Consider the following 23,808-nt stretch of genomic DNA (forward strand, 5'->3'; position numbering starts at 1 on the left):
CACGACTCCCCCCGGACGTCCGTGGCCGACAATGACCGGGTGAACGACCTCGCCCTCCTCCTCACTCCCGAAGGCCGCGCCCTCCTCGACGAGGTGCGCGACACCGACCCGGCGCGGGAGCTGGCCGTCGCGACCCGGCTGCGCCGCGAGCACCCCGCCGAGCTGGTGTCGGCGGCGCTCGGGCAGGCACGGCTGCGGCAGCGGGCGACGGTGAAGTTCGGCGCCGAGGACGCGGGCCGGATGTTCTTCACGCCGAACGGGGTGGAGCAGTCGACCCGGGCGAGCGTGGCGGCCCACCGGGCCCGGCGCCTGGCCGGGTCGGGCGTGGCCTCGGTGGCCGACCTGTGCTGCGGCATCGGCGGTGACGCGATCGCGCTGGCCCGGGCCGGGATCCGGGTGCTGGCCGTGGACCGGGACCCGCTGACGGTCGCGGCGGCGCGGGCGAACGCCGAGGCGCTGGGGCTGGCGGATCTGATCGAGGTCCGGGAGGCGGACGTCACGGACGTGGACACGGCCGGCTTCGACGCCGTCTTCGTCGACCCCGCGCGGCGCGGCGGCCGGGGCCGGATCTTCGACCCCGAGGCCTACTCGCCGCCGCTGTCCTGGGCGGTCGCGGCCGCCCTGCGGGCCCCCCGCGCCGCGCTGAAGATCGCTCCGGGCATCCCGCACGAGGCGGTCCCCGAGCAGGCCGAGGCCGAGTGGATCTCCGACGGCGGGGACGTGAAGGAGGCCGTGCTGTGGTTCGGCACCGAGCCGGGCGCCGTCCGGGCCACCCTGTTGCCGGGCCCGCGCACCCTGCTCTCCCGCGGGCTGCCCGACCCCGGCGTCCGCCCGCCCGGCCGCTACCTCTACGAGCCCGACGGCGCCGTCATCCGGGCGCACCTGGTCGCGGAGGTCGCCGAGGAGGTCGGCGGCGGCCTGCTCGACGCGACCATCGCGTACGTCACCGCCGACGCCCTGCGGCCGACGCCGTACGCCACCGCCTACGAGATCACCGACCACCTGCCCTTCAACGTCAAGAAGCTGAAGGCGCTGCTGCGGGAGCGCGGGGTCGGCACGCTCACGGTGAAGAAGCGGGGCTCGGCGGTCGAGCCGGAGGAGCTGCGCCGGAAGGTCAAGCCGCAGGGGCCGCACGCGGCGACGGTGTTCCTGACCCGGGTCGCGGGAGCGCCGGCGATGCTGATCGGGCACCCCGCCTGACGCTCAGGGCTGCTCCGCCGCCCGGCGCAGCAGCAGGGTCCGTTCCCGTTCGTTGCGCGTGAGGGAGGCCGCCCGCTCGAACTCCGCCCGGGCCTCGGCGGCGCGGCCGAGCCGGGCGAGCAGGTCCCCGCGCACGCTGGGCAGCAGGTGGTAGTCGCGCAGGGCGGGGTCCGCGGCCAGGGCGTCGACGAGAGGCAGGGCGGCCTCCGGGCCCGTGGCCATCGAGACGGCCACCGCGCGGTTCAGCTCCACCACCGGCGACGGCGAGCGGGCGGCCAGCAGGCCGTAGAGGGTGGCGATCCGGGACCAGTCCGTCTCCGCGTAGGTGTGGGCGAGCGCGTGGCAGGCGGCGATGGCGGCCTGGAGGGTGTACGGCCCCGGGCCGCCGCAGGAGGCCGCCTCGGCCCTGCCGAGCGCGTCGATGCCCCGGGCGATGAGCATGCGGTTCCAGCGGGAGCGGTTCTGGTCCTTCAGGAGGACCGGTTCGCCGGAGGGCCCCGTACGGGCCGCCGTACGGGACGCCTGGAACTCCAGGAGCGCGGTCAGGCCGTGCACCTCGGGCTCCTTCGGCATGAGCGCGCCGAGCACCCGGGCCAGGCGCAGCGCGTCCTCGCACAGGCCCGGGCGGAGCCAGTCGTCGCCGGCCGTGGCCGCGTACCCCTCGTTGAAGATCAGGTAGATGACGTCGAGGACCGAGCCGAGCCGGGCCTCGCGGTCGGGGCCGTAGGGCACCTCGAAGGCGATGTTCCGCGTGGCCAGGGTGCGCTTGGCGCGGACGATGCGCTGCGCCACGGTGGCCTCAGGGACGAGGAAGGCGCGGGCGATCTCGGCCGTGGTCAGGCCGCCCAGCAGGCGCAGGGTCAGGGCGGTGCGGGCCTCGGTGGACAGCACCGGGTGGCAGGCGGTGAAGACCAGGCGGAGCAGGTCGTCGTCGATGTCGTCGGGGTCGGCGGGCTCCTCCGGGGGAGGGGTGGCCGACAGGTCGCGGCCGATCTCGGCGAGCTTGCGCGCGTAGTTCTCCCGGCGGCGGACCAGGTCGACGGCGCGGTTGCGGGCGGTGGCCATGAGCCAGGCGCCCGGGTTGTCGGGCACGCCGTCGCGCGGCCACTGCTCCAGGGCGGCGACCAGCGCGTCCTGCGCGAGTTCCTCGGCGATGCCGACGTCCCGGACGACCCGGGTGACGCCGGCGATGATCCGGGGCGACTCCATGCGGAAGACGGTCTCGATCGCCTGGGCGGTCCGGGAGGTGCCGGGTCCGGCGGTGGGCTGCGGTGTCACAACCCACCATCAGACACCCCGGGCACCTCCCCGCCAAGCAGGGCCGGTCAGCCCTCGGCGATCTGCCGGACCTCCGCCGTGATGGTCCAGTAGTCCTCGTGGGTGGCCAGGAACCGCTTGGTCCACTCGATGGCCTCGGCCTTGTCCTTGCACTGGCTGATCGAGTAGCCGCCGATGACCTCCTTGGTCTCGGTGAACGGCCCGTCGGTGACGGACAGCCGGCCGCCCTCCCAGGTCACCCGGGTGCCGTCGGAGGTCGGGGTGAGCCCGGCGGTGTCGAGCATGACCCCGGCCTTGGTGATCTCCTCCAGGAGCTTGCCCATCCGCTCCTGCAGCTCGGGGCTCGGGCCCTCGGCGGGGGCGTTCTTCTCGTCGATGCGGATCAGGGTGAGAAAGCGCGGCACGGTGACTCCTCGGTGCGTGGAGCGGGACCTCTCCCCGCTCTCACCCCTGCGTCGAACGGGAGACCGCCGGATCGACACCGTCACCGGATTTTTCCGGGGAATTCTTCCCGGACCGTGTCCGCGCAGGTCACCGCAGTGATTCCCACAGCTCCCGGGCTTCGGGCTCGTCGGCCACCACCCGGTTGGGGTCGGACGGCGCCCGCACCACCGGCATCATCGCCGTCCGGACCCGGCTCGACGACAGGTTCTGCAGGCTCTGGCCGAGGCGGGTGAGCTCGCTCAGGGAGTCCAGGCCGGTGTCGGTGGTGAGGCCGGCGGTCACCGCGTCCGCGACCCGGTACAGCTTGGCCGGGTCGGTGAGCAGGTCCTGGGCGGCGATGCGGTCCAGCAGGGCCTTGACCAGTTTCTGCTGCAGACCGATGCGGCCGAGGTCGCTGCCGTCGCCGATGCCGTGCCGGGTGCGGGCCAGGCCCAGGGCCTGGGTGCCGTCCAGGTGGTGGGTGCCGGCCTTCAGGTGCAGATGGCTGTCGTCGTCGGCTATGTCCTCGTCCGTGGTGACGGTGACCCCGCCGAGCGCGTCGACGAGCCGCGCGAAGCCGGAGAAGTCGATCTCGATGTAGTGGTCCATGCGGACGCCGGTCATCGACTCGACCGTCTTCACCGCGCAGACCGGGCCGCCGACCGCGTAGGCGCTGTTGAACATCGCGTACCGGGAGACCGCTGTCGAACCGCCGTCGGAGCGCGGGCAGGACGGGCGGGTGACCAGGGTGTCGCGCGGGATGCTCACCACCGTCGCGCCGGTCCGCCCCGCCTCCAGGTGGACGACCATCGCCGTGTCGGAGCGGGCCCCGTCGCTGTCGCCGCCGCCGAGCCTGCGGTTCTCCTCGCCGCTGCGCGAGTCCGAGCCCAGCACCAGGATGTTGAGCGCCTCGCCGGGCGGCGCCGGCGCCGAGGGCGAGGGCGTGGTCACCGGCTTCGGCGGGCGGTCGTCGCCCAGCGCGTGGTCGATGTCGACACTGGTGATGTTGTCGTTGAGGTGCCAGTAGGCCCAGCCCGCGGCACCGGCGGCGAGCACCAGCAGTCCCGCCAGCGTGAGGCCGGCGGTCCGCAGAGCGATCGACCGCCGGCCTGTCCTTGTGCCCTCGTCCCCGTTCGCGTCGTCTCCCGTCACAGACAGGAACATAAGTCCGAATTATTACGGGCAGGGGAATCAGGACGCGTTTTCTTCGGAAATTCTCAGACTTCGTGGCCTGGACTCACCTCAGGGACACCATGGGTACCTGAGGGCCCGGCGGCGGGCCGCGCGCCGGGCGTTCGAAAGTTTCGGCGTTGTATCCGACTGGCTTCGGCGCCTCACGCGGGCGGGGCCGTGCTGCTGCGCACCACCAGGCTGGTGGCCAGTTCCACCCGGGTCGCCGCCGGGACGTCCCGGTCCCGGCCGAGGTCGAGGACCAGCTTCGCCGCCGCCTCGGCCATCTCCGTCAGCGGCTGCCGCACGGTCGTCAGCGGCGGCCCGACCAGCGGGGCCACCGGCAGGTCGTCGAAGCCGACCACGCTCAGGTCCTCGGGGATGCGCAGCCCCAGCTCGCGCGCGGCCTCGTACAGCCCGAGCGCCTGGAGGTCGTTGCCGGCGAAGACGGCGGTGGGCCGGTCCGGGCGGCGCAGCAGTTCCAGACCCCGCCGGTAGCCGGCCTCGTGGTGGAAGTCGCCGTCCGCGATCAGCGAGGGGTCCACCGGCAGCCCCGCGGTCTCCAGCGCGGCCCGGTACCCGTCGACGCGGGCCCGGCTGCACATCATCCGGGAGGGCCCGCTGATCGCGCCGATGCGGCGGTGCCCCAACTCGACCAGATGCCGGGTGGCCGCGAGCCCGCCCTGCCAGTTGGTCGCGCCGATGGAGGGCACGTCGGCGCCGGGGTCGCCGGCCGGGTCCATCACCACGAAGGGGATGGAGCGGCTGGTGAGCAGCGCCCGCTGCGACTCGTCGAGCCCGGACAGCACGAGCACCACGCCGTGCGGCCGGCGGGCCGCCACCTGGTCGGCCCAGCTCCGCCCGGGGGTGAGCCGCCCGGCGCTCTCCGACAGCACCACGCTCAGCCCCGCGTCCCGGGCCACGTTCTCCACGCCCCGGATGACCTCCATGGCCCAGGCGCTCTCCAGTTCGTGGAAGACCAGGTCGATCAGGGGCGAACGGGTCGCCTCGGCCCGGCGGCGCCGGTAGCCGTGGGCGCGCAGCAGTTCCTCGACGCGGGCCCGGGTGGCGGGGGCGACGTCGGCCCGGCCGTTGAGGACCTTCGAAACAGTCGGGGCCGACACGCCGGCCTCGCGGGCGATCTCGGCGAGCGTGGCGGTCTGCGCGGTGCGCCCCTGCGTCCGGATTTGCGTCCGGCTTTCAACGGGCTCCGGGGATGTCATGGCGGCGATCGTATCCCTGCGGGCCCCCTTGACGAAGTCCTCGTGGCGCCATAGGTTCCCGGAACATTCGATATCGATATCGAAACATTCGTGGAAAGCGGGCTCGGGAACGGTCACCAGCGGCGTTCACGCGCTCGCCCGCACCGTTCGTGAGAGGGCCGCCCGTCCACCCGACAGGAGCTTCATGACCATCGCGCCCTGGCGTGACCCCGCCCTGCCCGCCGCCGCCCGCGTCGACGACCTGCTCTCCCGGATGACCCTGGAGGAGAAGACCGCCCAGTTGTACGGCGTGTGGGTGGGCGCCGCGACGGACGGCGACGGGGTCGCCCCGCACCAGCACGACATGACCGTCGAGCACTCCGAGGAGGAGTGGGCCGAGCTGATCACCCGGGGCCTGGGCCAGCTCACGCGTTCCTTCGGCACGGCCCCCGTGGACCCTGCGCTCGGCGCGCAGGCCCTGGCCCGCGCCCAGCGGCGGATCGCCGAGGCCGGCCGCTTCGGCATCCCGGCGGTCGCCCACGAGGAGTGTCTGGCCGGCTTCACCGCCTGGCAGGCCACCGCCTATCCCGTCCCGCTGGCCTGGGGCGCGGCCTGGGATCCGCCGCTGGTCGAGGAGATGGCCCGGCGCATCGGCGAGGACCTGCGCTCGGTCGGCGTCCACCAGGGCCTCGCGCCCGTCCTGGACGTCGTACGCGACCCGCGCTGGGGCCGCGTGGAGGAGACCATCGGCGAGGACCCCTACCTGGTCGGCACGATCGGCACGGCCTACGTGCGGGGCCTGGAGGCGGCCGGGGTCGTCGCCACGCTCAAGCACTTCGCCGGGTACGCCTCCTCGGCCGGCGCCCGCAACCTCGCCCCGGTGCGGGCGGGGATCCGCGAGTTCGCCGACGTCACCCTGCCGCCGTTCGAGATGGCGCTGCGCGAGGGCGGCGCGCGTTCGGTGATGGCCGCGTACAACGAGACCGACGGGGTCCCGGCCTCCGCGGACCCCGAGCTGCTGACCCGCTTGCTGCGCGAGGAGTGGGGCTTCACCGGCACGGTCGTCGCCGACTACTTCGGCATCGGGTTCCTGCAGACCCTCCACCGGGTCGCCGGCACCCCGGCCGAGGCGGCCCACGCGGCCCTCGCCGCCGGCATCGACGTCGAGCTGCCCACCGTCAAGTGCTACGGGCAGCCCCTGGTGGACGCCGTCCGCGCGGGGCAGGTCCCCGAGGAACTCGTGGACCGCGCGGCCCGCCGCGTGCTGCTGCAGAAGTGCGAACTGGGCCTGCTGGACGCGGACTGGACGCCCGAGCCGGACGGTCCCGTCGCCCTGGACTCCACCGGCAACCGGATCCTGGCCCGCCGCCTGGCCGAGGAGTCGGTGGTCCTGCTGGACAACCCCGACGGGCTGCTGCCGCTGGCCCCCGACACCCGCATCGCGGTGGTCGGCCCGCGGGCCGCGGACGCGCTGGCCATGCTGGGCTGCTACTCCTTCCCGTCCCACGTCCTCACCCACCACCCGGGCGTTCCGGCCGGCATCGAGATCCCGACCGTCCTCGACGCGCTGCGCACCGAACTGCCCGACGCGAAGGTGACGTTCGCGCAGGGCTGCGACGTGACCGACCCGGACACGGCGGGCTTCGACGAGGCCATCGCCCGCACCGCCGAGGCCGACGTGTGCGTGGCCGTGCTCGGCGACCGGGCGGGCCTGTTCGGCCGCGGCACCTCCGGCGAGGGCTGCGACGCGAGCGACCTCGGCCTGCCGGGCGTCCAGGGGGAACTGCTGGACGCCCTCGTCGCCACGGGCGTGCCGGTGGTGCTGGTCCTGCTGACCGGCCGCCCCTACGCCCTCGGCCGCTGGCAGGGCCGCCTGGGCGCGGTCGTCCAGGCCTTCTTCCCGGGGGAGGAGGGCGGCCCGGCGGTGGCGGGAGTGCTGTCGGGCCGCGTGAACCCCTCGGGCCGCCTCCCGGTGAGCGTCCCGCGGGAGCCCGGCGGGCAGCCCTGGACCTACCTCCAGCCGCCCCTGGGCCTGGCCGGCGAGGTCAGCAATCTCGACCCGACACCGCTGTACGCCTTCGGCCACGGCAGGTCCTACACCTCGTTCGCCTGGGAGGACGTCACGGGCGGCGACACGGAGATCGGTACGGACGGCGCGTACGACCTGTCCGTGACGGTGCGCAACACCGGCGAGCACGAGGGCGCGGAGGTCGTGCAGCTGTACCTGCACGACCCGGTGGCCTCGGTGACCCGCCCCGACGTCCGGCTGGTCGGCTACCGACGCGTGGCGCTCTCCCCCGGCGAGGCGGCCCGGGTGACGTTCCGTTTCCACACGGACCTCTCGGCGTTCACCGACCGTTCGGGCCGCAGGGTGGTCGAGCCGGGCGCCCTGGAACTGCGGTTGGCGGCGTCCAGCGCGGACGTACGCCACACGGCGCACCTCACCCTCACGGGTCCGGTCCGGGTCACCGGGACCGGACGGCGGCTGCGGTGCGAGACGGAGGTGGCGGGGGCGGGGTGAGTCTCAGGGGGCGGCCCGCGTCAAGTGGTCCGCTCCCGTGCGCGACTGCGAGAAGGCCGCCCCGTCCAGGACGGCGCCGGGGCCCTGCCCACCGCCGTGCCGGGAGCAGGCCCCGGGTGCTCCCGGTCAGTCCTCGTCCACCGACTCGAACCGCCAGCGGTGCACGGCCCGGGTGACCAACTCCTCGTCCGGTTCCGGCAGTTCGGGCAGCTCGGCGTCGTACGGGGCGTCCCACCAGGTGATGACGAGGACCCGGTCCTGCGGGGCGCGCAGGGTCTCGCGGCGCAGCGGCGCGCGGGGCAGTTCCCGGGCGCGGGCCCAGGCGAGCAGGTCCTCGCCCCGCCCGGGCACCGCCCGCGCCTCCCACATCAGGGCGACCGTCACGGGTAGAGGTTCTCCTTGCTGACCTCGTGCACGTGGTCGTGGCCGTGGCCGGGCACGTGCGGCTCCGTCACCGGCAGCGAGGAGTCCGCGGACAGGTCCCAGTCCGACGCGGCGCGGTTGCGGGCGACCATCTCGGCGCCGAGCGCGGCGACCATCGCGCCGTTGTCGGTGCAGAGCTTGGGCCGCGGCACCCGCAGCCGGATCCCGGCGGCCTCGCAGCGCTCCTGGGCGAGCGCGCGCAGCCGGGAGTTGGCGGCCACGCCGCCGCCGATCATCAGGTGGTCGACGCCCTCGTCCTTGCAGGCGCGGACGGCCTTGCGGGTCAGCACGTCCACGACCGCCTCCTGGAAGGAGGCCGAGACGTCCCGCACCGGCACCTCCTCGCCCGCCGCCCGCCTGGCCTCGATCCAGCGGGCCACGGCCGTCTTCAGCCCGGAGAAGGAGAAGTCGTAGGCCGGGTCGCGCGGGCCGGTCAGGCCGCGCGGGAACGCGATCGCGTTCGGGTCGCCCTCCTTGGCGTACCGGTCGATGACCGGGCCGCCGGGGAAGCCGAGGTTCAGCACCCGGGCGATCTTGTCGAAGGCCTCGCCGGCCGCGTCGTCGATGGTGGCGCCCATCGGGCGGACGTCGGAGGTGATGTCCGAGGAGAGCAGCAGCGAGGAGTGGCCGCCGGAGACCAGCAGCGCCATCGTCGGCTCGGGCAGCGGGCCGTGCTCCAGCTGGTCCACGCAGATGTGGGAGGCGAGGTGGTTCACGCCGTAGAGGGGCTTGCCCAGCGCGTACGCGTACGCCTTCGCCGCGGAGACGCCGACCAGCAGGGCTCCGGCGAGGCCGGGCCCGGCGGTGACCGCGATGCCGTCGAGGTCCCGGGCGCTCACCCCGGCCTCCTTCAGCGCGCGGTCGATGGTGGGCACCATCGCCTCCAGGTGGGCGCGGGAGGCGACCTCGGGGACGACACCGCCGAACCGGGCGTGCTCGTCGACGCTGGAGGCGACGGCGTCGGCCAGCAGGGTGGTGCCCCGGACGATGCCGACGCCGGTCTCGTCGCAGGAGGTCTCGATCCCCAGAACGAGGGGTTCGTCAGCCATGGATCTCGGTTCCTTGTACGGAGTTCTCGGGGGTGGTCAGGCGCATCACCAGGGCGTCCACGTTGCCCGGCTGGTAGTAGCCCCGCCGGACACCGATGGGCTGGAAGCCGAACCGCTCGTACAGCTTCTGCGCGCGCACGTTGTCCACGCGGCACTCCAGCATCACCTCGGCGCACTCGAAGGCGGTGGCCGCGCGCAGCAGTTCGGCCAGCAGCCGGCCGCCGAGGCCGGTGCCCCACAGCTCGCGGGCGACGGCGATGGTCTGGACGTCGGCCTGCTCGCCGGAGGAGACCAGACCGGCGTACCCGACGATCCGGGAGCCGGCCTCGGCGACCACGTACCGCCGGTTGGCCTCGGGCCCGCGGGCGTGGGCCAGTTCGGACCAGAACATGCCCCGCGACCAGGCGTCGTCGGGGAACAGGGCCCGCTCCAGCTCCAGCACGGGGTCGATGTCCCACCAGCGCATCTCGCGCAGCGCGCACGTCTCGGGATCGGTCACGGGATCGGTCACTTGGGGGTGACCACCTTGTAGTTCTTGGGGACCTGGGCGTCGGGGCGGCGCAGGTAGAGCGGCCGCGGCGCGGGCAGCTCCTCGCCGGCCGCGAGCCGCTCCGCGGCCAGCCGGGCCAGGGCCGCGGCGGACACGTGCTCGGGCTCGTGGGCCTTGGGGAAGGTGTCCGGGTAGAGCAGCGCGCCGGCGCCCACCGCGGGCAGGCCCGCGACCTGCTCGGCGATGTCGGCGGGCCGGTCGACGGCCGGGTCGGTGAGGCGGGTGCGGGAGTCGGCGTAGCGCGCCCAGTAGACCTCCTTGCGGCGGGCGTCGGTCGCGACGACGAACGGGCCCTTCAGGTCGGCGGCGTAGGCGAGGCCGTCCAGCGTGCACACGCCGTGCACGGGGACGCCGAGCGCGAGCCCGAAGGTGTCCGCGGTCATCAGGCCGACGCGCAGCCCCGTGTACGGGCCCGGGCCGATCCCGGCGACGATGCCGGTGACGGCGTCGAGCTTCCGTCCGGCCTCGGCGAGCACACGGTCGATCGCCGGCAGCAGCAGTTCCCCGTGCCGCCGGGCGTCCACCTGGCTCGACGAGGCGATGACGTCGTGTCCGTCGTGCAGCGCGACGGTGACGGCGGGTGTGGCGGTATCCAGAGCGAGCAAGAGCACGCAAACAGCCTACGGCTCCCCGGGGCCCGGCACGGCCGCGCCCGCCGGGTCGCCGCCTGCTGCTACCGTCACCTTCCGTCACGAGACATGCACGCAGGGGCACAACGTCCGGAGGTGGCCGCCGGTGGCCGTCAGCAGCTCGACGATCGTGGCCGGGCTCACCGCCGCGGCCCTGGCGACGGTCGGCTACCTCGCCCACCAGGCGTCCACGCACCTTCCCGCGGGGATGGGCCGGACCCAGGCGGGCGTCACCCCGGCACCCGGCACCTCGCAGGCACCTCCGGCCCGGAAGGACCCGGCCGCGCTGCCCGAGGGGTCGGGGCAGGGCGCGCGGGTGGTGTACTCGCTGCGCCGGGACCGGGTCTGGCTGGTCGGCGCGAACGGCGAGGTCGCCCGCACGTTCGAGGTGGACCCGAGCGCGGTGGACCCGGCCCCGGGGCGTTACGCCGTGACCTCCCGCTCGAACTCGGTCACCGGCTCCGACGGCGTCCCGGTCGAGCACGTCGTGCGGTTCACCAGCGTGGACGGGGTCGTGGTCGGGTTCAGCTCGGCCGTCGACGAGACGAAGGCCGCGCCCGACCCGAGGGTCCGTACGGGCGGCATCCGCGAGTCGCGTGCGGACGGCGACGCGATGTGGACCTTCGCGACGATCGGCCGCACGGTGGTCGTGGTCCGCTAGGACGTGTCCCAGGGCCCGCCGCGCGGCTCAGGCGGCCTCGCGGGGCTCCTCGACGGGCCCGGACAGCTCCGGCTCGGGAGCCCGCGGGGGCGTGGAGATCAGCGCCGCGGCCTCACCCGCCGCCAGCAGCTCCCGCATGGACACCCCGGCGACCGCGAACGGCAGCGGCTGGCCCTTGCTCTCTGTGGCCGACATGGCGCCTCCTGGTGGCCGGGGGCGGACGTAGTTAGGTAGACCTAACTACAGACTGGATACCATGTGACCACGGACGAGACACCGAACGCAACATCTTGCCGACGCCTTGTCGGAACGCCCGAGCGCACGGCCGGGCGGCCCGGGTCAGGCCGACAGCGCGCTCAGGTCCGTCGTCGCCCAGCGTTCGCCCACACCGGTGATCGTCATGTGCCGGACCTCGTCCGTCGTGTCGCCGACCGCGCGGTGGATGACGACCTGGAGGCGGTCCTCGGTCAGTTCCTCGACCTTGCCCTCGCCCCACTCCACGACCACCACGGACTCGGGCAGGGAGACGTCGAGGTCGAGGTCCTCCATCTCGTCCAGCCCGCCGGAGAGCCGGTACGCGTCGACGTGGACCAGCGGCGGCCCGTCGCCCAGTGAGGGATGCACCCGGGCGATCACGAACGTCGGCGAGGTGACGGCCCCGCGCACGCCGAGCCCTTCGCCCAGCCCACGGGTCAGCGTCGTCTTGCCCGCGCCGAGCTCCCCGCTCAGCATCACCAGGTCGCCCGCGCGCAGCAGTTTCGCGAGCCGGCGGCCCAGCTCCCGCATCTGCTCGGGGGACGTGACGACGATCTGGACGGAGGATCCGGGCTCAGCCGGGTTGTGCGGTGCTGCTGGTGCTTCCATAGCCCTTCACGGTAGCTCCTGCGGGCACCGCACCCGTGCGGGTGAGCAGGTCGGCGAGGCGGTCGGTGACCACTTCCGGGTGTTCCAGCATCACCAGATGCCCCGCGTCCGGCACCAGCACCAGCTCGGCGTCCGGCAGCAGATCCGCGATGGCCTCACTGTGCTCACTGGGCGTCACCAGGTCCTGCACCCCGGCCAGGACGAGGACCGGCAGTTCCGCGAAGCACCCGAGCGCCTCGGTCTTGTCGTGGTCGTTGAACGCCGGGTAGTACTCGGCGACCACGTCGATCGGGGTGCTCTCGATCATCCGCTCGGCGAACCGCGCCACGGCCGGGTCGACGTCCCGGGACGCGAAGGAGTACCGCTTGATGATCCCGGCGAACAGCTCCGCGGTGGCCCGGCGCCCCTTCTCCACCAGCTCGGCCCGCTGCCCCAGCGCCTTCAGGACCCCCGGCAGCACCCGCCGCACCGCGTTGACGCCCGCGACGGGGAGCCCGTAGTTGACCTCGCCGAGCCGGCCCGACGACGTCCCCACGAACGCGACCCCGACGACCCGCTCACGGATCAGCTCCGGGTACTGGTCGGCCAGCGCCATCACCGTCATGCCGCCCATGGAGTGCCCGACCAGCACGATCGGCCCCTCGGGCACGGCCGCGTCGATGACGGCCTTCAGGTCGCGGCCCAGCTGCTCGATGGTGACCGACTCGCCCCGCGCCTGCGCCACACCGCGCCCGGAACGGCCGTGGCTGCGCTGGTCCCAGTGCACGGTCCGCACGACGCCCCGCAGAGCGGCCCGCTGGAAGTGCCAGGAGTCCTGGCTGAGGCAGTAGCCGTGGCTGAAGACGACGGTGACCGGTGCGGGCGCCTTGCGGCCGAAGAGCCTGCGGCGGCGCGGCCCGATGGCCGGCGCGGCCTCCGGGTCGACGTCGTCGACCTCGTAGTACAGCTCCGTGCCGTCGTCGGAGAACGCCTTGCCGGGCATGCCGCGCAGCGACCCGTAGGGCCCCGCGGAGTCGAGGGCGAGCCGGGCCTTCTGGCGCATGCCCCGGCCGACCGTCATCCGCTCCAGGGCGACCCCGGCGGCCGCGCCCGCGGCCACCACGCCTATCGCCACGCCGGCGAGGCCCGTCGCCCGGCGCCAGCCCCCCGCCGCCCCCGCGGCGGAGGCCGCGACGGCCGCGGAGGCGACGTCGGCGACGACCTCCGCACTGCTCTCGCTCACGTACCGCTCCTCTTCGCCGGGCTGCCGGTCGGGTGACTCACCTGGTCGGATGATGCCGTGTGACTGTTGTTGCCCCTGTTACCAGGGTGCCTGTCGTTCCTCGCGTTCCTCGCGTGACCAGTCCTACCGGTGCGAGTTACCCGTCCTGTTCCTCATTCACGTAGACGCGGGGAACGCGCGTTCCGATCCGGGTCACGATCTCGTAGGCGATGGTTCCGGCCGCCTGCGCCCAGTCCTCGGCGGTGGGCTCCCCGCGGTCCCCGGGCCCGAAGAGCACGGCCTCGGTGCCCGGCGCGGGCGCGTCGCCGCCCAGGTCGACGACGAACTGGTCCATCGCGACCCGCCCCGCGATCGTCCGCCACTTGCCCTCGACCAGCACCGGGCCGGCCGAGGAGGCGTGCCGCGGGATGCCGTCCGCGTAGCCGAGCGGGACGAGGCCGAGGGTGGTCTCGCCGGGCGTGACGTACCGGTGACCGTAGCTGACGCCGTGGCCGCCCGGGACCTGCTTGACCAGGGCGAGCGAGGCGGACAGCGTCATCACCGGGCGCAGTCCGAAATCGGCCGGGGTGCCGAGTTCCGGGCTGGGCGAGATGCCGTAGGTGGCGATGCCCGTGCGGACCAGGTCGAAGTGGCTGCCGGGGAGCGTGAGGGTGGCCGGGGAGTTGGCGATGTGCCGGACCTCGGGCCGTACGCCCTGGCCCTCGGCGTGGGCGACCATCTCGCGGAACAGGCCCAGCTGGGCCGCGATGGAGGGGTGCCCGGGCTCGTCGGCGCAGGCGAAGTGCGACCACAGGCCGGTGACGCGCAGCAGCCCCTCGGCCTCGGCGCGCCGGGCCTCGCCGACCAGGGCGGCCCAGTCCTCCCCGGGCTGGCAGCCGTTGCGCCCGAGCCCGGTGTCGGCCTTGAGCTGCACCCGCGCGGGCAGGCCGGCCGCCCGGGCCGCCTCGGTGACCTCCCGCAGGGCCCACAGGCCGCTCACGGAGACGTCCAGGTCGGCCTCGATCGCCTCGCGCCAGGGTCCGCCGGGTGTCCACAGCCAGCACAGGATGCGGCCCGGCAGTCCGGCGGCGCGCAGGGCGAGGGCCTCCTCGGGGGTGGCCGTGCCCAGCCAGCTCGCTCCCGCCGCGAGGGCGGCACGGGCGCACGGCACAGCCCCGTGGCCGTACGCCTCGGACTTCACCACGGCCATCACGGCCGCGCCCGGGGCATGGGCACACAGGGCCCGCACGTTGGCCCGCAGGGCGGCCAGGTCGATCTCGGCGCGGGCCCGCAGGGGCGCGGTCCGCGGGGCTGTTCTCTCGCTCATCGCGCCCAGTGTCTCAGAGGGCCCCGGCCCGCCCGGGGCACCGGCCCCGCCAGCAGGTCGGCTACGTCCCCGGCCGCCGCCCCCACACGAACACCCGGTCGCCCTTCTTCAGCACGCCCCACAGCCGCCGCGCGTCCGCCACGGTGAGGTTCACGCATCCCATGGAGCCGACCGTGGTGTGCAGACTGCCGTAGACGCCGTGGAAGGCCTGCCCGCCGCTGAAGAACTGCGCGTACGGCATCGGAGTGTTGTACAGCGTCGACCAGTGGTTCTTGTGCCGCCAGTAGATCTTGTGCCAGCCGGCCCGCGTCCGGTACCCGGCCCGGCCGCTGCGGACGGGCACCACCCCGAACACGACCGTCCTGCCCTTCTGCACCCACATCAGCTGCCGGTCGAGGTCCACGCACACCACCGGGTGGCTGCGCACCGGACACCGACCGGCGGCGTCGGGATTCGCGCGCGCCGACAGGTACCGCATCCGCGCCCAGGTCACCGGCCCGGCGAACCCTATGGCCGGCTCGATCCCCTGCCGCACCTGGAACGCCCGGATCGCACGGCAGTCGGCCGCCGACTGCCGCCCGTCCACGCGCAGCCCCAGCCACCGCTCGACCTGCCGCTGGTGGGGCCCCGCCTTCCGCGTGCAGCTCACCCGCGCGACCGCCTCCCCGAGCGGCACGTACTCGACGAGCGCGTACGTCCCCGCCGCGGCGCTGCGCGGCTCGACGGCGTCCTCCTCGACGGACGGCGTGTACACCGTGGGCGGCAGCGCCTGGTCGGGCGTGTCCAGCGCCCAGGACTGCGCGGCCGCGGGCGCCACCCCCGGCACGAGCTCGCCCAGGGGCCCCGGAGCGGCCCCGGCCGCACCGACGGGCAGCACGGCGACAGCGGCGAGCAGCAGCGCGAGGACACGGCCGACGGTACGTCCACGGGTCATGCCCCCAGGGAAGCCCGCCCCCGAGGCCACCGTCCGACGCCGCGCGGCCCCGGTCACCCGGAGGCATCAGCCCCGGGCACGCGGCCGCCCCCGCCGACCCTCGACGGGCCTGACCTCGTACCCCCGGCACACGCCGACCAGCCGGACCCCGCCCAACGACTCACGCCCAACAGCTGACGCCGAACACACCCGCACCCGCACCCGACGACCCCACCCAGCTCTCCAGCCCGCATGGCGCTTGAGGACGAGGCCGTTCAGGCCGAAGCGGGGGCCCGGGGGCGGCAGCCCACTACCCCCGGACTCGGGCAGCAGCCGGGGCCAGGGACAGCAGCCCCCGCACCCCCAGCCGTCCGGCACCTGAGGACAAGGCCCTTCAGACCGAAACGGGGACCAGAGGGCGGCCGCCCCCAGAGTCGGACAGCGGCCGGGGCCAGGGGCAGCAGCCCCCGCACCCCCAGCCCGTCCGGCGCTTGAGGACAAGGCCCTTCAGGCCGAAACGGGGGGCCGGGGGCGGCAGCCGTCGGACTCGGGCAGCGGTCGGGGGCCCGCAGCGTCGGCGCTCAGGTCTGAGCAGGGCCCGGCGCCGCAGCCCCGGCTCGGGCGGCAGGGTCACGGTCGTCGTCACGCCAGCACGTTCCGCCACGCCTTCGGAATCGCCGCCGCCACATCGTGCGCCCCCACCGGCGCCCCGTCCGCCGCCAGCCGCCCGGCCAGCCCGTGCACGTACGCCCCCACGCTGCCCGCGTCCACCGCCGACAGTCCGGCCGCCAGCAGCGACCCGGCCAGCCCCGACAGCACGTCCCCGCTGCCCGCCGTGGCCAGCCACGACGTCCCCGTCGGGTTCACCCGCACCGCCCCGCCCCCCGAGTCGGCCACCAGGGTCGTCGACCCCTTCAGCAGCACGGTCGCCCCGTACCGCGCCGCCAGCTCCCGCACCGCGGCGAGACGCCCTTCCTCGACCTCCCGGCGCTCCACCCCCAGCAGCGCCGCCGCCTCCCCCGCGTGCGGCGTCAGCAACGTCGGCGCCCGGCGCGCCCGCACGGCCTCCGCGTCCGCCAGCCGCAGCCCGTCCGCGTCCACCAGCACCGGCACGTCCGCCGCCAGCACCTCCCCGACGGTCGCCGCGTCGTCGCCCGCCCCGGGCCCGACGACCCACGCCTGCACCCGCCCGGCGTGCTTCGGCCCCCGGTCCGACACGAGCGTCTCGGGGAACCGCGCGATCACGGCGTCCCCGGCCGGCCCGACGTACCGCACGGCCCCGGCCCCGCCCCGCAGCGCCCCCGAGACGGCGAGCACCGCGGCCCCGGGGTAGCGGGCCGACCCGGCCGCGATCCCGACCACTCCCCGCCGGTACTTGTCGCTCTCCGCCCGCGGCACCGGCAGCAGCCGGGCCACGTCCGCGTGCTGCAGCGCCTCCAGCTCGGGCTCGGCGGGCAGTTCCAGGCCGATGTCGACCAGCCGCACCGACCCGGCGTACTCCCGCGCCGGATCGATCAGCAGCCCCGGCTTGTGCGTCCCGAACGTCACCGTCAGATCGGCCCGGACCGCGACGCCCCGCACCTCTCCGGTGCCGGGGTCCACCCCGCTCGGCAGGTCGACGGCGACCACGGCCCCGCGCGACCGCCCGGCGGCCGCCGCCAGCGGCACCGCCTCCGGCCGCAGTCCGTCCTTCCCGCCGATCCCGACGATGCCGTCGACGACGAGATCGGCCCGCGCGACCAGTCCCTCGACGTCCACGTCACCACCACCCCCACCGGCCCGACCGCCTCCGCTCGCCCGGCCGGCCACGCCTCCCTGATCACCCGCAGCAGCCCGACCGTCCCCAGCCCCCCGACCGGCCCGGACGACCCGCCCCCCGGCCCGCCGCAGCGCCGCCAGACCCGCCGCGTGCGTCCGCTCCGGGGCGAGCAGCAGCGCCGTGACCCCGGCCCCGCGCCGGGCCAGCCGCGCCCCGGCGTACAGGGCGTCACCGCCGTTGTCCCCGCTGCCCACCAACAGCACCACCCGGCTGCCGTACACCCGCCCCAGCACGTCGGCACAGGCCGCGGCGAGCCCGGCGGCGGCGCGTTGCATCAGCGCCCCCTCCGGCAGCCGGGCCATCAGCTCCCGTTCGGCGTTCCTGACCGTGTCCACGCTGTACGCACTCCGCATGGAGGTCGAGTTTCCCGTACGACCCCCCGGCCACTCCCGCGCACCCGGCGCACCTTCCGTCCCGTGTCGGTCCTCCCGTGCCGGTTCCATTGACGCTCCGGCGCGCCTTTGCCAGACTCCCGGCGCGCAGAAAGCGCTTGCACACCCCCCACGTTCGACGAAACCGAGGCCCCCATGGGACGCAGAGCCGCATTACTGGCCGCCGTCGGCGCCACCGCCCTCCTCACCGCCGCCGGCACCCTGACCGCCCCCGCCAACGCCGCCCCCACGCGCGCCCTGGCCTGCGGGGACGGCTCCTTCCAGGCCGAGGCCGTGCGCAGCGGCAGCACCTGGACCGCCCGCCGCGGCGGCAGCACGGTGTACACCGGCACCGACCTGCGCGCCGCCGTGCAGGCGGCCGTCGACAGCCTCACGCCCGGCCGCACCGCGAAGGAGCGGGTCGTGGTCCGCGGCTCGGGCTCGATGGCGGCGGGCTCCCGCATCTCGCTGCCCAGCTACACCGTCCTCGACGTCTGCGGCACCATCGACGTCACCGGCAGCGGCTCGGGCGACCAGGCGCCGGTCTACTCCCGCGGCACCCGTGACGTGGAGGTCCAGAACCTCAGGCTCACGGGCACCCCGCTGTACGGCGTCTTCCTGCGCAACGTGCAGAACGTCGTGCTCGGCCAGATCGACATGCGCCTGGCCGCCGGTCTGGGCGTCCGGATCGACAACCGCGGCGACACCAGCCAGTGGACCCGCAACGTCCGCATCGACAACGTGTACGTCTCCGGCGCGTCCAGCCACGCGGTCGAGACCTACGGCGTGGACGGCCTGACCGTCGGCACGGTGACGGCCCGCAACGTGGGCGAGTCGGGCCTGCTGCTCAACCAGACCGTCAACGCCACCGTCGGCAAGGTGGACGCCGAGAACGCGGGCACCGGCACCGGCTACGCCGCCTTCCGCATGGCCAACCGCAACGGCCGGATCGGCAGCGGCTACCCCACCAACATCCGGGTCGGCGAGGTCGTCGCGCGCGGTGGCGGACGCGGCGTGTTCTGCGTCTCGGAGAGCGGCGGCGCCGTCATCGACCGCGTGACGCTCTCCCACACCGGCAACAACTCGGTCCTGATCGAGAACTGTCACAACGTCAGCCTGGCCGCCCGGAGCGGCACGATCACCGGCGGCGGCGAGCTGCGCCTGGCCGCACGCTCGGAGTTCCCGAACAACAAGGACATCACCATCCAGAACCTGACGGTCACCGACTCGGCCATCAGGGAGAGCCCGTGCGGCGAGAACACGACGTTCCGCAACATCACACGGGTCAACAGCAGCCAGTCGATCTGCTGACCCGTCCGCGCCCGCCGGCGCCCTCGCCCCGCGGCGAGGGCGTCACACGCGCAGGCGGCGCAGCGCCTCCATGGCCTCACGTTCGATGCGCGCGAGGTCGGACAGCACGGTGCCCGCCCGCACGAGGCACTGCTCGTCCCCCGACTCACCGGCCCGCGCGATCAGCGCCGCGACGTCCGTCCACAGGGCGGCCGCCTCGGCGTAGAGCGCGTGGCCGGTGCGCAGCGGCTCGCCGTCGAGCCACTGGCGGCACTCGGCGAGGAAGTCGCGGTAGAGGTTGCGGAACAGGGCGCCGCCGGTGCCGGCCTTCTCCATCAGCAGGGCGGCCTGCGGCAGGTCCCGCCGCGGGTCGGCGGCGCGCTGAAGCCAGCGGGGTACGAGCGTGCCGGCCTTCTCGATGCCCCGGTGGCCGAGGTTGGCGATGGGCGGGGCGAGGAAGGCGTCCGCGCAGGCGGTGACGGCGGGCACGATCCGCTCCCGCACCTCCGGCGGCCCGTCGGGGGCGGTGAGGGTGAAGGACCGGTGCCGGGCCGTCATCGGCCCGCGCGCGGCCCGGGCCCGGGCGAGCCCGGCCAGGCCGGTGGACACGGCGCCGCCCTGCCGCTCGGTGTCGACGAGGTGGGCGTCCTGCTCGTCGTAGCCGTACAGGGCGACCACATGGCCGCCGAAGTGCACCTTGGTGGTGAAGTAGTCCAGGTGGTAGCTGTCGAGCTGGAGCCCGACGGGCCGCCCGGCGTCGACGGCCGCCGTCACGTTCTGCCATCCCTTGCGGGCGGAGGCGGTCTCCCGCACCACGAGCTCCAGCCCGAGGTTGCGGGCCAGGTTCCGGGTGAGCTCGAAGGGCTTGACCCGCCCGCCGAGGAAGGGGAAGTCCATGTTCCTGCCGTCCCAGTAGACGAAGGACAGCCCGGAGCCGAGGCCGAAGAGCATGGGCTCGGACAGATCGATGCCCGCGTGCCGCAGGAGCACTCCGAGCGCCGTCGTCTCGCAGTGCTGTCCACCGCGGGGGTCGACGCCTCTCACCGTGGCCATGCCGCGCCTCCTGGAAGTCCGCTACGATCGGAGCAGGAATTGAACTTGTTCAAAAAGCTCTGACGGTCGTTCACCCGGGGAGGCCGCACCATGGCCGGATCCACCACACCCGCAGCGGGCGACACACCCGCCACCGCGCTCGGACCCACCGCACTCGTCCTCGGCGTCCTCTCCGCCCTCGGCACCTGGGCCTTCCTGATCCCCTGGTCGGTACTGGCGGGCGCACTGGCCGTCACCTTCGGCGCGATGGGCATGCACTACGCCCGCAAGGGCACGGGCCGGATGTGGACGGCCGCGACGGGCACCGTGCTGGGCGCGGCGGGCTTCCTCGGCACCTTCGTCCTCCTGTGGGCGATGTTCTGAGCCGTCGTCCCCGCGTCACGCCTCGGCGACGACGACGGCCGAGGCGATCCCCGCGTCGTGACTCAGCGACACGTGCCAGGACCGCACGCCGAGCTCGGCGGCCCGCGCGGCCACCGTCCCCGTCACCCGCAGCCGGGGCTGCCCGCTGTCCTCGACGTACACCTCGGCGTCGGTCCACAGCAGCCCGCCCGGAGCGCCGAGCGCCTTGGCCAGGGCCTCCTTGGCGGCGAACCGGGCCGCAAGGGAGGCCACACCCCGGCGCTCCCCACTGGGCAGCAGCAACTCGCCCCGTACGAACAGCCGCTCGGCCAGCGCCGGCGTACGCTCCAGTGCCGCCGCGAAGCGATCGATCTCCGCGACGTCGATCCCGACCCCGATGATGCTCATGCGCAGCACCCTACGGCGACCAGCCTCATCGGCATGGAAGGGGACGGCCTCACCGACCGCGAGCGCTACGGCGACCGGTATCTGAAGGAGCGCGACCGGTTCGCCGACCTGGCCCGGGACGCCGACTGGGACGGCCTGTTCGCCGAGCTGGTGAAGCATCCCGAGCGGGCGAATCTCGCCCGGCCCGGCAACCGCAGCGGATTCGCCCCGCTGCACCAGGCCGCCTGGCACGGCGCCGGCATCGCGGTCGTCTCCCGGCTGATCGCGCACGGCGCCTGGCGCACGCGGCGCACCCGGGACGGACGGCGCCCGGTGGACATCGCGCGGGAACGGGCCCACACGCACCTGCTGGAGCTGCTGGAGCCGGTCGCGGTGCGGCAACTGCCCGCCCCGGCCGACGTGTTGGAGCGCCACTTCCACGCGATGCTGCGGGAGCGCACCGGCCGCTGCTTCGAGGAGACCGAGCACCTGCTGCCCCCGCTGTCCCCCCTGACGGAGGGTCTCGACGTGCGGATCTTCTTCCGGGTGGCCGGCATGATGGGCGGCCTCCACTACCGCCTGCACGCGGACACGGTGCACGTGAACGGCACTTCGCGGATGGACGGCGACCACGGGGACTTCCACCGGGTGACCCCCGACGGCTGGACCAGGCTCCCGTACAGCCCCACGCCACCGCCTCCCTGGTCCTGCCCGTACTGAGCCCGCGATCTTGAACTCCCCCTCCCCCTTGTACAGTTCGCGATGACCGCGATGTGCACACGGCATCGCATGCAACGGGAGGAACGCACCACCATGAAGGTCAAGTCGCTGGGGACCGCGGCCACTTCGATGGCTCTCTTCGTCACGGCCCTCACCGGCACCGTCGCCACCGCGGGCACCGCCGCCGCGGCACCGCCGCAGGACTGCAGCAAGGCGATCGTGAACGTCAAGGCCAAGGAGACCGTCAAGGTCCGCACGGCGCCGAAGACCTCCGCCACGGCCCTGGGCATCTGGGGCAAGGGCAAGCGCGGCGGCGTCTGCAACGACGGCAAGGCCTACAAGGGCGGCTCGTACACGGCCTGCGGCAAGAAGAGCAACCTCTGGTACTACGGCGGCGACAAGGTCAACGGCTGGGTCCCGAAGACCTGCATCAACTGGTGATCACCCGGCCGGCCGGGTGAGGCGGGGCGGACGGCAGCGGCCGTCCGCCCCCTTCGCTCACTCCACGGTCACCGACTTCGCGAGGTTCCTCGGCTGGTCCACCTCGTTGCCGCGCGCCGTCGCCAGCTCGCACGCGAACACCTGCAGCGGCACCGTGGCCACCAGCGGCTGCAGCAGGGTCGGCGTGACCGGGATCCGGATCAGGTGGTCCGCGTACGGCACGACCGCCTCGTCACCCTCCTCGGCGATGACGATCGTCCGCGCGCCGCGCGCCCGGATCTCCTGGATGTTGGACACGATCTTGTCGTGCAGCACCGACCGGCCGCGCGGCGACGGCACCACCACGACGACCGGCAGGTCCTCCTCGATCAGCGCGATCGGCCCGTGCTTCAGCTCGCCCGCCGCGAACCCCTCGGCGTGCATGTAGGCGAGCTCCTTCAGCTTCAGCGCGCCTTCCAGGGCCACCGGGTAGCCCACGTGCCGGCCGAGGAACAGCACCGTGTTCTTCGAGGCCAGCGTGCGCGCCAGCTCCCGCACCGGCTCCATCGTCCCCAGCACCCGCTCCACCGCGCCCGAGATGGACGACAGGTCCCGGATCACCGCCCGGATCTCGTCGCCCCACTTGGTGCCCCGGGTCTGGCCGAGGTACAGGGCGACCAGGTAGCAGGCGACGAGCTGGGTGAGGAACGCCTTCGTGGAGGCGACGGCGACCTCCGGCCCGGCGTGCGTGTACAGCACGGCGTCGGACTCGCGCGGGATCGTCGAGCCGTTGGTGTTGCAGATGGCCAGCACCTTGGAGCCCTGCACGCGGGCGTGCCGCAGCGCCATCAGCGTGTCCATGGTCTCGCCGGACTGGGAGATGGCGATGACCAGCGTCTGCGCGTCCAGGATCGGGTCCCGGTAACGGAACTCGCTGGCCAGCTCCACCTCGCACGGGATGCGCGTCCAGTGCTCGATGGCGTACTTGGCGATCATCCCGGCGTGGAAGGCCGTGCCGCACGCCACGATGACGACCTTGTCGATCTCGCGCAGCACCCGCGGCGGGATCCGCACCTCGTCCAGGGTCAGCGAACCGGAGCCGTCGATCCGGCCCAGCAGGGTGTCGGCGACCGCCTTGGGCTGCTCGGCGATCTCCTTGAGCATGAAGTAGTCGTAGCCGCCCTTCTCCGCGGCCGAGGCGTCCCAGTCCACGTGGTAGGAGCGCACGTCGGCCGGGCGGCCGTCGAAGCCCGTCACGGTCACACCGTCCCGGCGCAGCTCCACCACCTGGTCCTGGCCCAGCTCGATCGCGGAGCGCGTGTGGGCGATGAACGCGGCCACGTCCGAGGCGAGGAAGGCCTCACCCTCGCCGACCCCCACCACCAGCGGGGAGTTGCGCCGGGCGCCGACCACCACGTCGGGCTCGTCGGCGTGCACCGCGACCAGCGTGAACGCGCCCTCCAGACGCCGGCACACCAGCCGCATCGCCTCGGCGAGGTCGGCGCATGAGGAGAACTCCTCGGCGAGCAGATGCGCCACGACCTCCGTGTCGGTCTCGGAGGACAGCTCGTGGCCGCGCTCCTGCAACTCGCCCCGCAGCGCCGCGAAGTTCTCGATGATGCCGTTGTGGACGACCGCGACCCGGCCCGCGTTGTCGATGTGCGGGTGGGCGTTGGCGTCGGTCGGCCCGCCGTGGGTGGCCCACCGGGTGTGGCCGATGCCCGTCGTGCCCGTCGGCAGCGGCCTGCCGTCCAGTTCCTTCTCCAGGTTGAGGAGCTTGCCGGCCTTCTTGGCCGTCGCGAGCCCGCCGTCGGCCAGGACGGCGACCCCCGCCGAGTCGTAGCCCCGGTACTCCAGCCGCTTCAGCCCGGCCATCACGACTTCCAGCGCCGACTGCGGCCCCACGTATCCCACGATTCCACACATGGGCGGCAGCTTAGGGTCGATTCCCGTGCCGAACGGGCCGTTGCGTGCCCGAAATCGGAGATTCCCACC

The 23,808-nt window shown here is 74.2% G+C and carries 24 protein-coding genes; 7 read left to right on the plus strand and 17 right to left on the minus strand.

Features of this window, described 5'->3' with window-relative positions:
* Positions 1-39: 39 nt before the first annotated feature.
* Positions 40-1,200: a methyltransferase domain-containing protein gene (locus ACIGAQ_RS18690; protein WP_399784064.1), complete on the plus strand. Its 1,161-nt coding sequence runs from the start codon at positions 40-42 to the stop codon at positions 1,198-1,200.
* 3 nt (positions 1,201-1,203) lie between these two features.
* On the opposite strand, the gene ACIGAQ_RS18695 is transcribed toward ACIGAQ_RS18690, so the two are convergent.
* The 4 genes from ACIGAQ_RS18695 to ACIGAQ_RS18710 form a co-directional block, all read right to left on the minus strand.
* Positions 1,204-2,478 (minus strand): RNA polymerase sigma factor, encoded by a 1,275-nt coding sequence (locus ACIGAQ_RS18695; RefSeq protein WP_399784067.1) that lies wholly within the window; start codon positions 2,476-2,478, stop codon positions 1,204-1,206.
* Positions 2,479-2,525: 47 nt separating this feature from the next.
* Complete coding sequence (locus ACIGAQ_RS18700) at positions 2,526-2,882, minus strand: YciI family protein (protein ID WP_311680288.1); 357 nt, start codon at positions 2,880-2,882, stop codon at positions 2,526-2,528.
* Between the two features lie 127 nt (positions 2,883-3,009).
* The gene (locus ACIGAQ_RS18705; protein WP_399784071.1) at positions 3,010-4,065 is read right to left on the minus strand and encodes an LCP family protein; all 1,056 of its coding nucleotides are present in this window, start codon (positions 4,063-4,065) and stop codon (positions 3,010-3,012) included.
* Between the two features lie 170 nt (positions 4,066-4,235).
* Complete coding sequence (locus ACIGAQ_RS18710) at positions 4,236-5,294, minus strand: LacI family DNA-binding transcriptional regulator (RefSeq protein WP_311680290.1); 1,059 nt, start codon at positions 5,292-5,294, stop codon at positions 4,236-4,238.
* Positions 5,295-5,478: 184 nt separating this feature from the next.
* Between ACIGAQ_RS18710 and ACIGAQ_RS18715 the strand changes: the two genes are divergently transcribed.
* On the plus strand, positions 5,479-7,794 hold the full coding sequence (locus ACIGAQ_RS18715; protein WP_399784075.1) for a glycoside hydrolase family 3 N-terminal domain-containing protein: 2,316 nt from the start codon (positions 5,479-5,481) through the stop codon (positions 7,792-7,794).
* 126 nt (positions 7,795-7,920) lie between these two features.
* Here ACIGAQ_RS18715 and ACIGAQ_RS18720 read toward each other — a convergent pair whose 3' ends face one another.
* The 4 genes from ACIGAQ_RS18720 to tsaB are packed head-to-tail and all read right to left on the minus strand — an operon-like array spanning position 7,921 to position 10,427.
* Positions 7,921-8,178: a hypothetical protein gene (locus ACIGAQ_RS18720; protein ID WP_311680293.1), complete on the minus strand. Its 258-nt coding sequence runs from the start codon at positions 8,176-8,178 to the stop codon at positions 7,921-7,923.
* Positions 8,175-9,266: a tRNA (adenosine(37)-N6)-threonylcarbamoyltransferase complex transferase subunit TsaD gene (tsaD, locus tag ACIGAQ_RS18725; RefSeq protein WP_311680294.1), complete on the minus strand. Its 1,092-nt coding sequence runs from the start codon at positions 9,264-9,266 to the stop codon at positions 8,175-8,177. Before tsaD ends, ACIGAQ_RS18720 begins: the two co-directional genes overlap by 4 nt.
* A complete protein-coding gene (rimI, locus tag ACIGAQ_RS18730; protein WP_399784639.1) occupies positions 9,259-9,732 on the minus strand; it encodes a ribosomal protein S18-alanine N-acetyltransferase in 474 nt (157 codons plus the stop codon). Before rimI ends, tsaD begins: the two co-directional genes overlap by 8 nt.
* A 41-nt stretch (positions 9,733-9,773) precedes the next feature.
* Positions 9,774-10,427: a tRNA (adenosine(37)-N6)-threonylcarbamoyltransferase complex dimerization subunit type 1 TsaB gene (gene tsaB / locus ACIGAQ_RS18735; protein WP_399784080.1), complete on the minus strand. Its 654-nt coding sequence runs from the start codon at positions 10,425-10,427 to the stop codon at positions 9,774-9,776.
* A gap of 124 nt (positions 10,428-10,551) precedes the next feature.
* On the opposite strand from tsaB, the gene ACIGAQ_RS18740 reads away from it, so the two are divergent.
* Complete coding sequence (locus ACIGAQ_RS18740) at positions 10,552-11,106, plus strand: hypothetical protein (protein ID WP_399784083.1); 555 nt, start codon at positions 10,552-10,554, stop codon at positions 11,104-11,106.
* 27 nt (positions 11,107-11,133) lie between these two features.
* Here the strand turns inward: ACIGAQ_RS18740 and ACIGAQ_RS18745 are convergent, their stop codons facing one another.
* From ACIGAQ_RS18745 to ACIGAQ_RS18770, 6 genes are all read right to left on the minus strand, one after another.
* Positions 11,134-11,301 carry a hypothetical protein gene (locus ACIGAQ_RS18745; protein ID WP_399784086.1) on the minus strand — a complete coding sequence of 56 codons (168 nt, stop codon included), beginning with the start codon at positions 11,299-11,301 and terminating at the stop codon, positions 11,134-11,136.
* A gap of 144 nt (positions 11,302-11,445) precedes the next feature.
* Entirely contained in the window at positions 11,446-11,970 is a 525-nt protein-coding gene (gene tsaE, locus ACIGAQ_RS18750; RefSeq protein WP_311680298.1) for a tRNA (adenosine(37)-N6)-threonylcarbamoyltransferase complex ATPase subunit type 1 TsaE, read from the minus strand.
* Positions 11,936-13,192: an alpha/beta fold hydrolase gene (locus ACIGAQ_RS18755; RefSeq protein WP_399784089.1), complete on the minus strand. Its 1,257-nt coding sequence runs from the start codon at positions 13,190-13,192 to the stop codon at positions 11,936-11,938. The genes tsaE and ACIGAQ_RS18755 overlap by 35 nt, the downstream gene beginning before the upstream one ends.
* Positions 13,193-13,328: 136 nt before the next feature.
* Positions 13,329-14,498 carry an alanine racemase gene (alr, locus tag ACIGAQ_RS18760; RefSeq protein ID WP_399784092.1) on the minus strand — a complete coding sequence of 390 codons (1,170 nt, stop codon included), beginning with the start codon at positions 14,496-14,498 and terminating at the stop codon, positions 13,329-13,331.
* A gap of 61 nt (positions 14,499-14,559) precedes the next feature.
* Complete coding sequence (locus tag ACIGAQ_RS18765) at positions 14,560-15,432, minus strand: L,D-transpeptidase family protein (protein WP_399784095.1); 873 nt, start codon at positions 15,430-15,432, stop codon at positions 14,560-14,562.
* Between the two features lie 621 nt (positions 15,433-16,053).
* Positions 16,054-17,583: an NAD(P)H-hydrate dehydratase gene (locus tag ACIGAQ_RS18770; protein WP_399784098.1), complete on the minus strand. Its 1,530-nt coding sequence runs from the start codon at positions 17,581-17,583 to the stop codon at positions 16,054-16,056.
* A 174-nt stretch (positions 17,584-17,757) separates the two neighbouring features.
* Here ACIGAQ_RS18770 and ACIGAQ_RS18775 point away from each other — a divergent pair, with 174 nt between their 5' ends.
* Complete coding sequence (locus ACIGAQ_RS18775) at positions 17,758-18,912, plus strand: hypothetical protein (protein WP_362277045.1); 1,155 nt, start codon at positions 17,758-17,760, stop codon at positions 18,910-18,912.
* Between the two features lie 42 nt (positions 18,913-18,954).
* Here ACIGAQ_RS18775 and ACIGAQ_RS18780 read toward each other — a convergent pair whose 3' ends face one another.
* Positions 18,955-19,944, minus strand: a complete 990-nt coding sequence (locus ACIGAQ_RS18780; RefSeq protein WP_399784101.1) for a BtrH N-terminal domain-containing protein — start codon at positions 19,942-19,944, stop codon at positions 18,955-18,957.
* Between the two features lie 90 nt (positions 19,945-20,034).
* On the opposite strand from ACIGAQ_RS18780, the gene ACIGAQ_RS18785 reads away from it, so the two are divergent.
* A complete protein-coding gene (locus tag ACIGAQ_RS18785; RefSeq protein WP_399784103.1) occupies positions 20,035-20,307 on the plus strand; it encodes a hypothetical protein in 273 nt (90 codons plus the stop codon).
* 15 nt (positions 20,308-20,322) lie between these two features.
* Here ACIGAQ_RS18785 and ACIGAQ_RS18790 read toward each other — a convergent pair whose 3' ends face one another.
* Positions 20,323-20,694 carry a holo-ACP synthase gene (locus ACIGAQ_RS18790; protein ID WP_311680307.1) on the minus strand — a complete coding sequence of 124 codons (372 nt, stop codon included), beginning with the start codon at positions 20,692-20,694 and terminating at the stop codon, positions 20,323-20,325.
* Between the two features lie 33 nt (positions 20,695-20,727).
* Between ACIGAQ_RS18790 and ACIGAQ_RS18795 the strand changes: the two genes are divergently transcribed.
* On the plus strand, positions 20,728-21,393 hold the full coding sequence (locus ACIGAQ_RS18795; protein WP_399784106.1) for an ankyrin repeat domain-containing protein: 666 nt from the start codon (positions 20,728-20,730) through the stop codon (positions 21,391-21,393).
* Positions 21,394-21,462: 69 nt separating this feature from the next.
* Positions 21,463-21,834 (plus strand): hypothetical protein, encoded by a 372-nt coding sequence (locus ACIGAQ_RS18800; protein WP_399784109.1) that lies wholly within the window; start codon positions 21,463-21,465, stop codon positions 21,832-21,834.
* Between the two features lie 57 nt (positions 21,835-21,891).
* Here ACIGAQ_RS18800 and glmS read toward each other — a convergent pair whose 3' ends face one another.
* Complete coding sequence (gene glmS, locus ACIGAQ_RS18805; protein WP_399784112.1) at positions 21,892-23,739, minus strand: glutamine--fructose-6-phosphate transaminase (isomerizing); 1,848 nt, start codon at positions 23,737-23,739, stop codon at positions 21,892-21,894.
* Positions 23,740-23,808: the final 69 nt, after the last annotated feature.

It is taken from the genome of Streptomyces sp. NPDC085932 (genome assembly GCF_044540525.1).
GTDB classification, from domain to species: domain Bacteria; phylum Actinomycetota; class Actinomycetes; order Streptomycetales; family Streptomycetaceae; genus Streptomyces; species Streptomyces levis.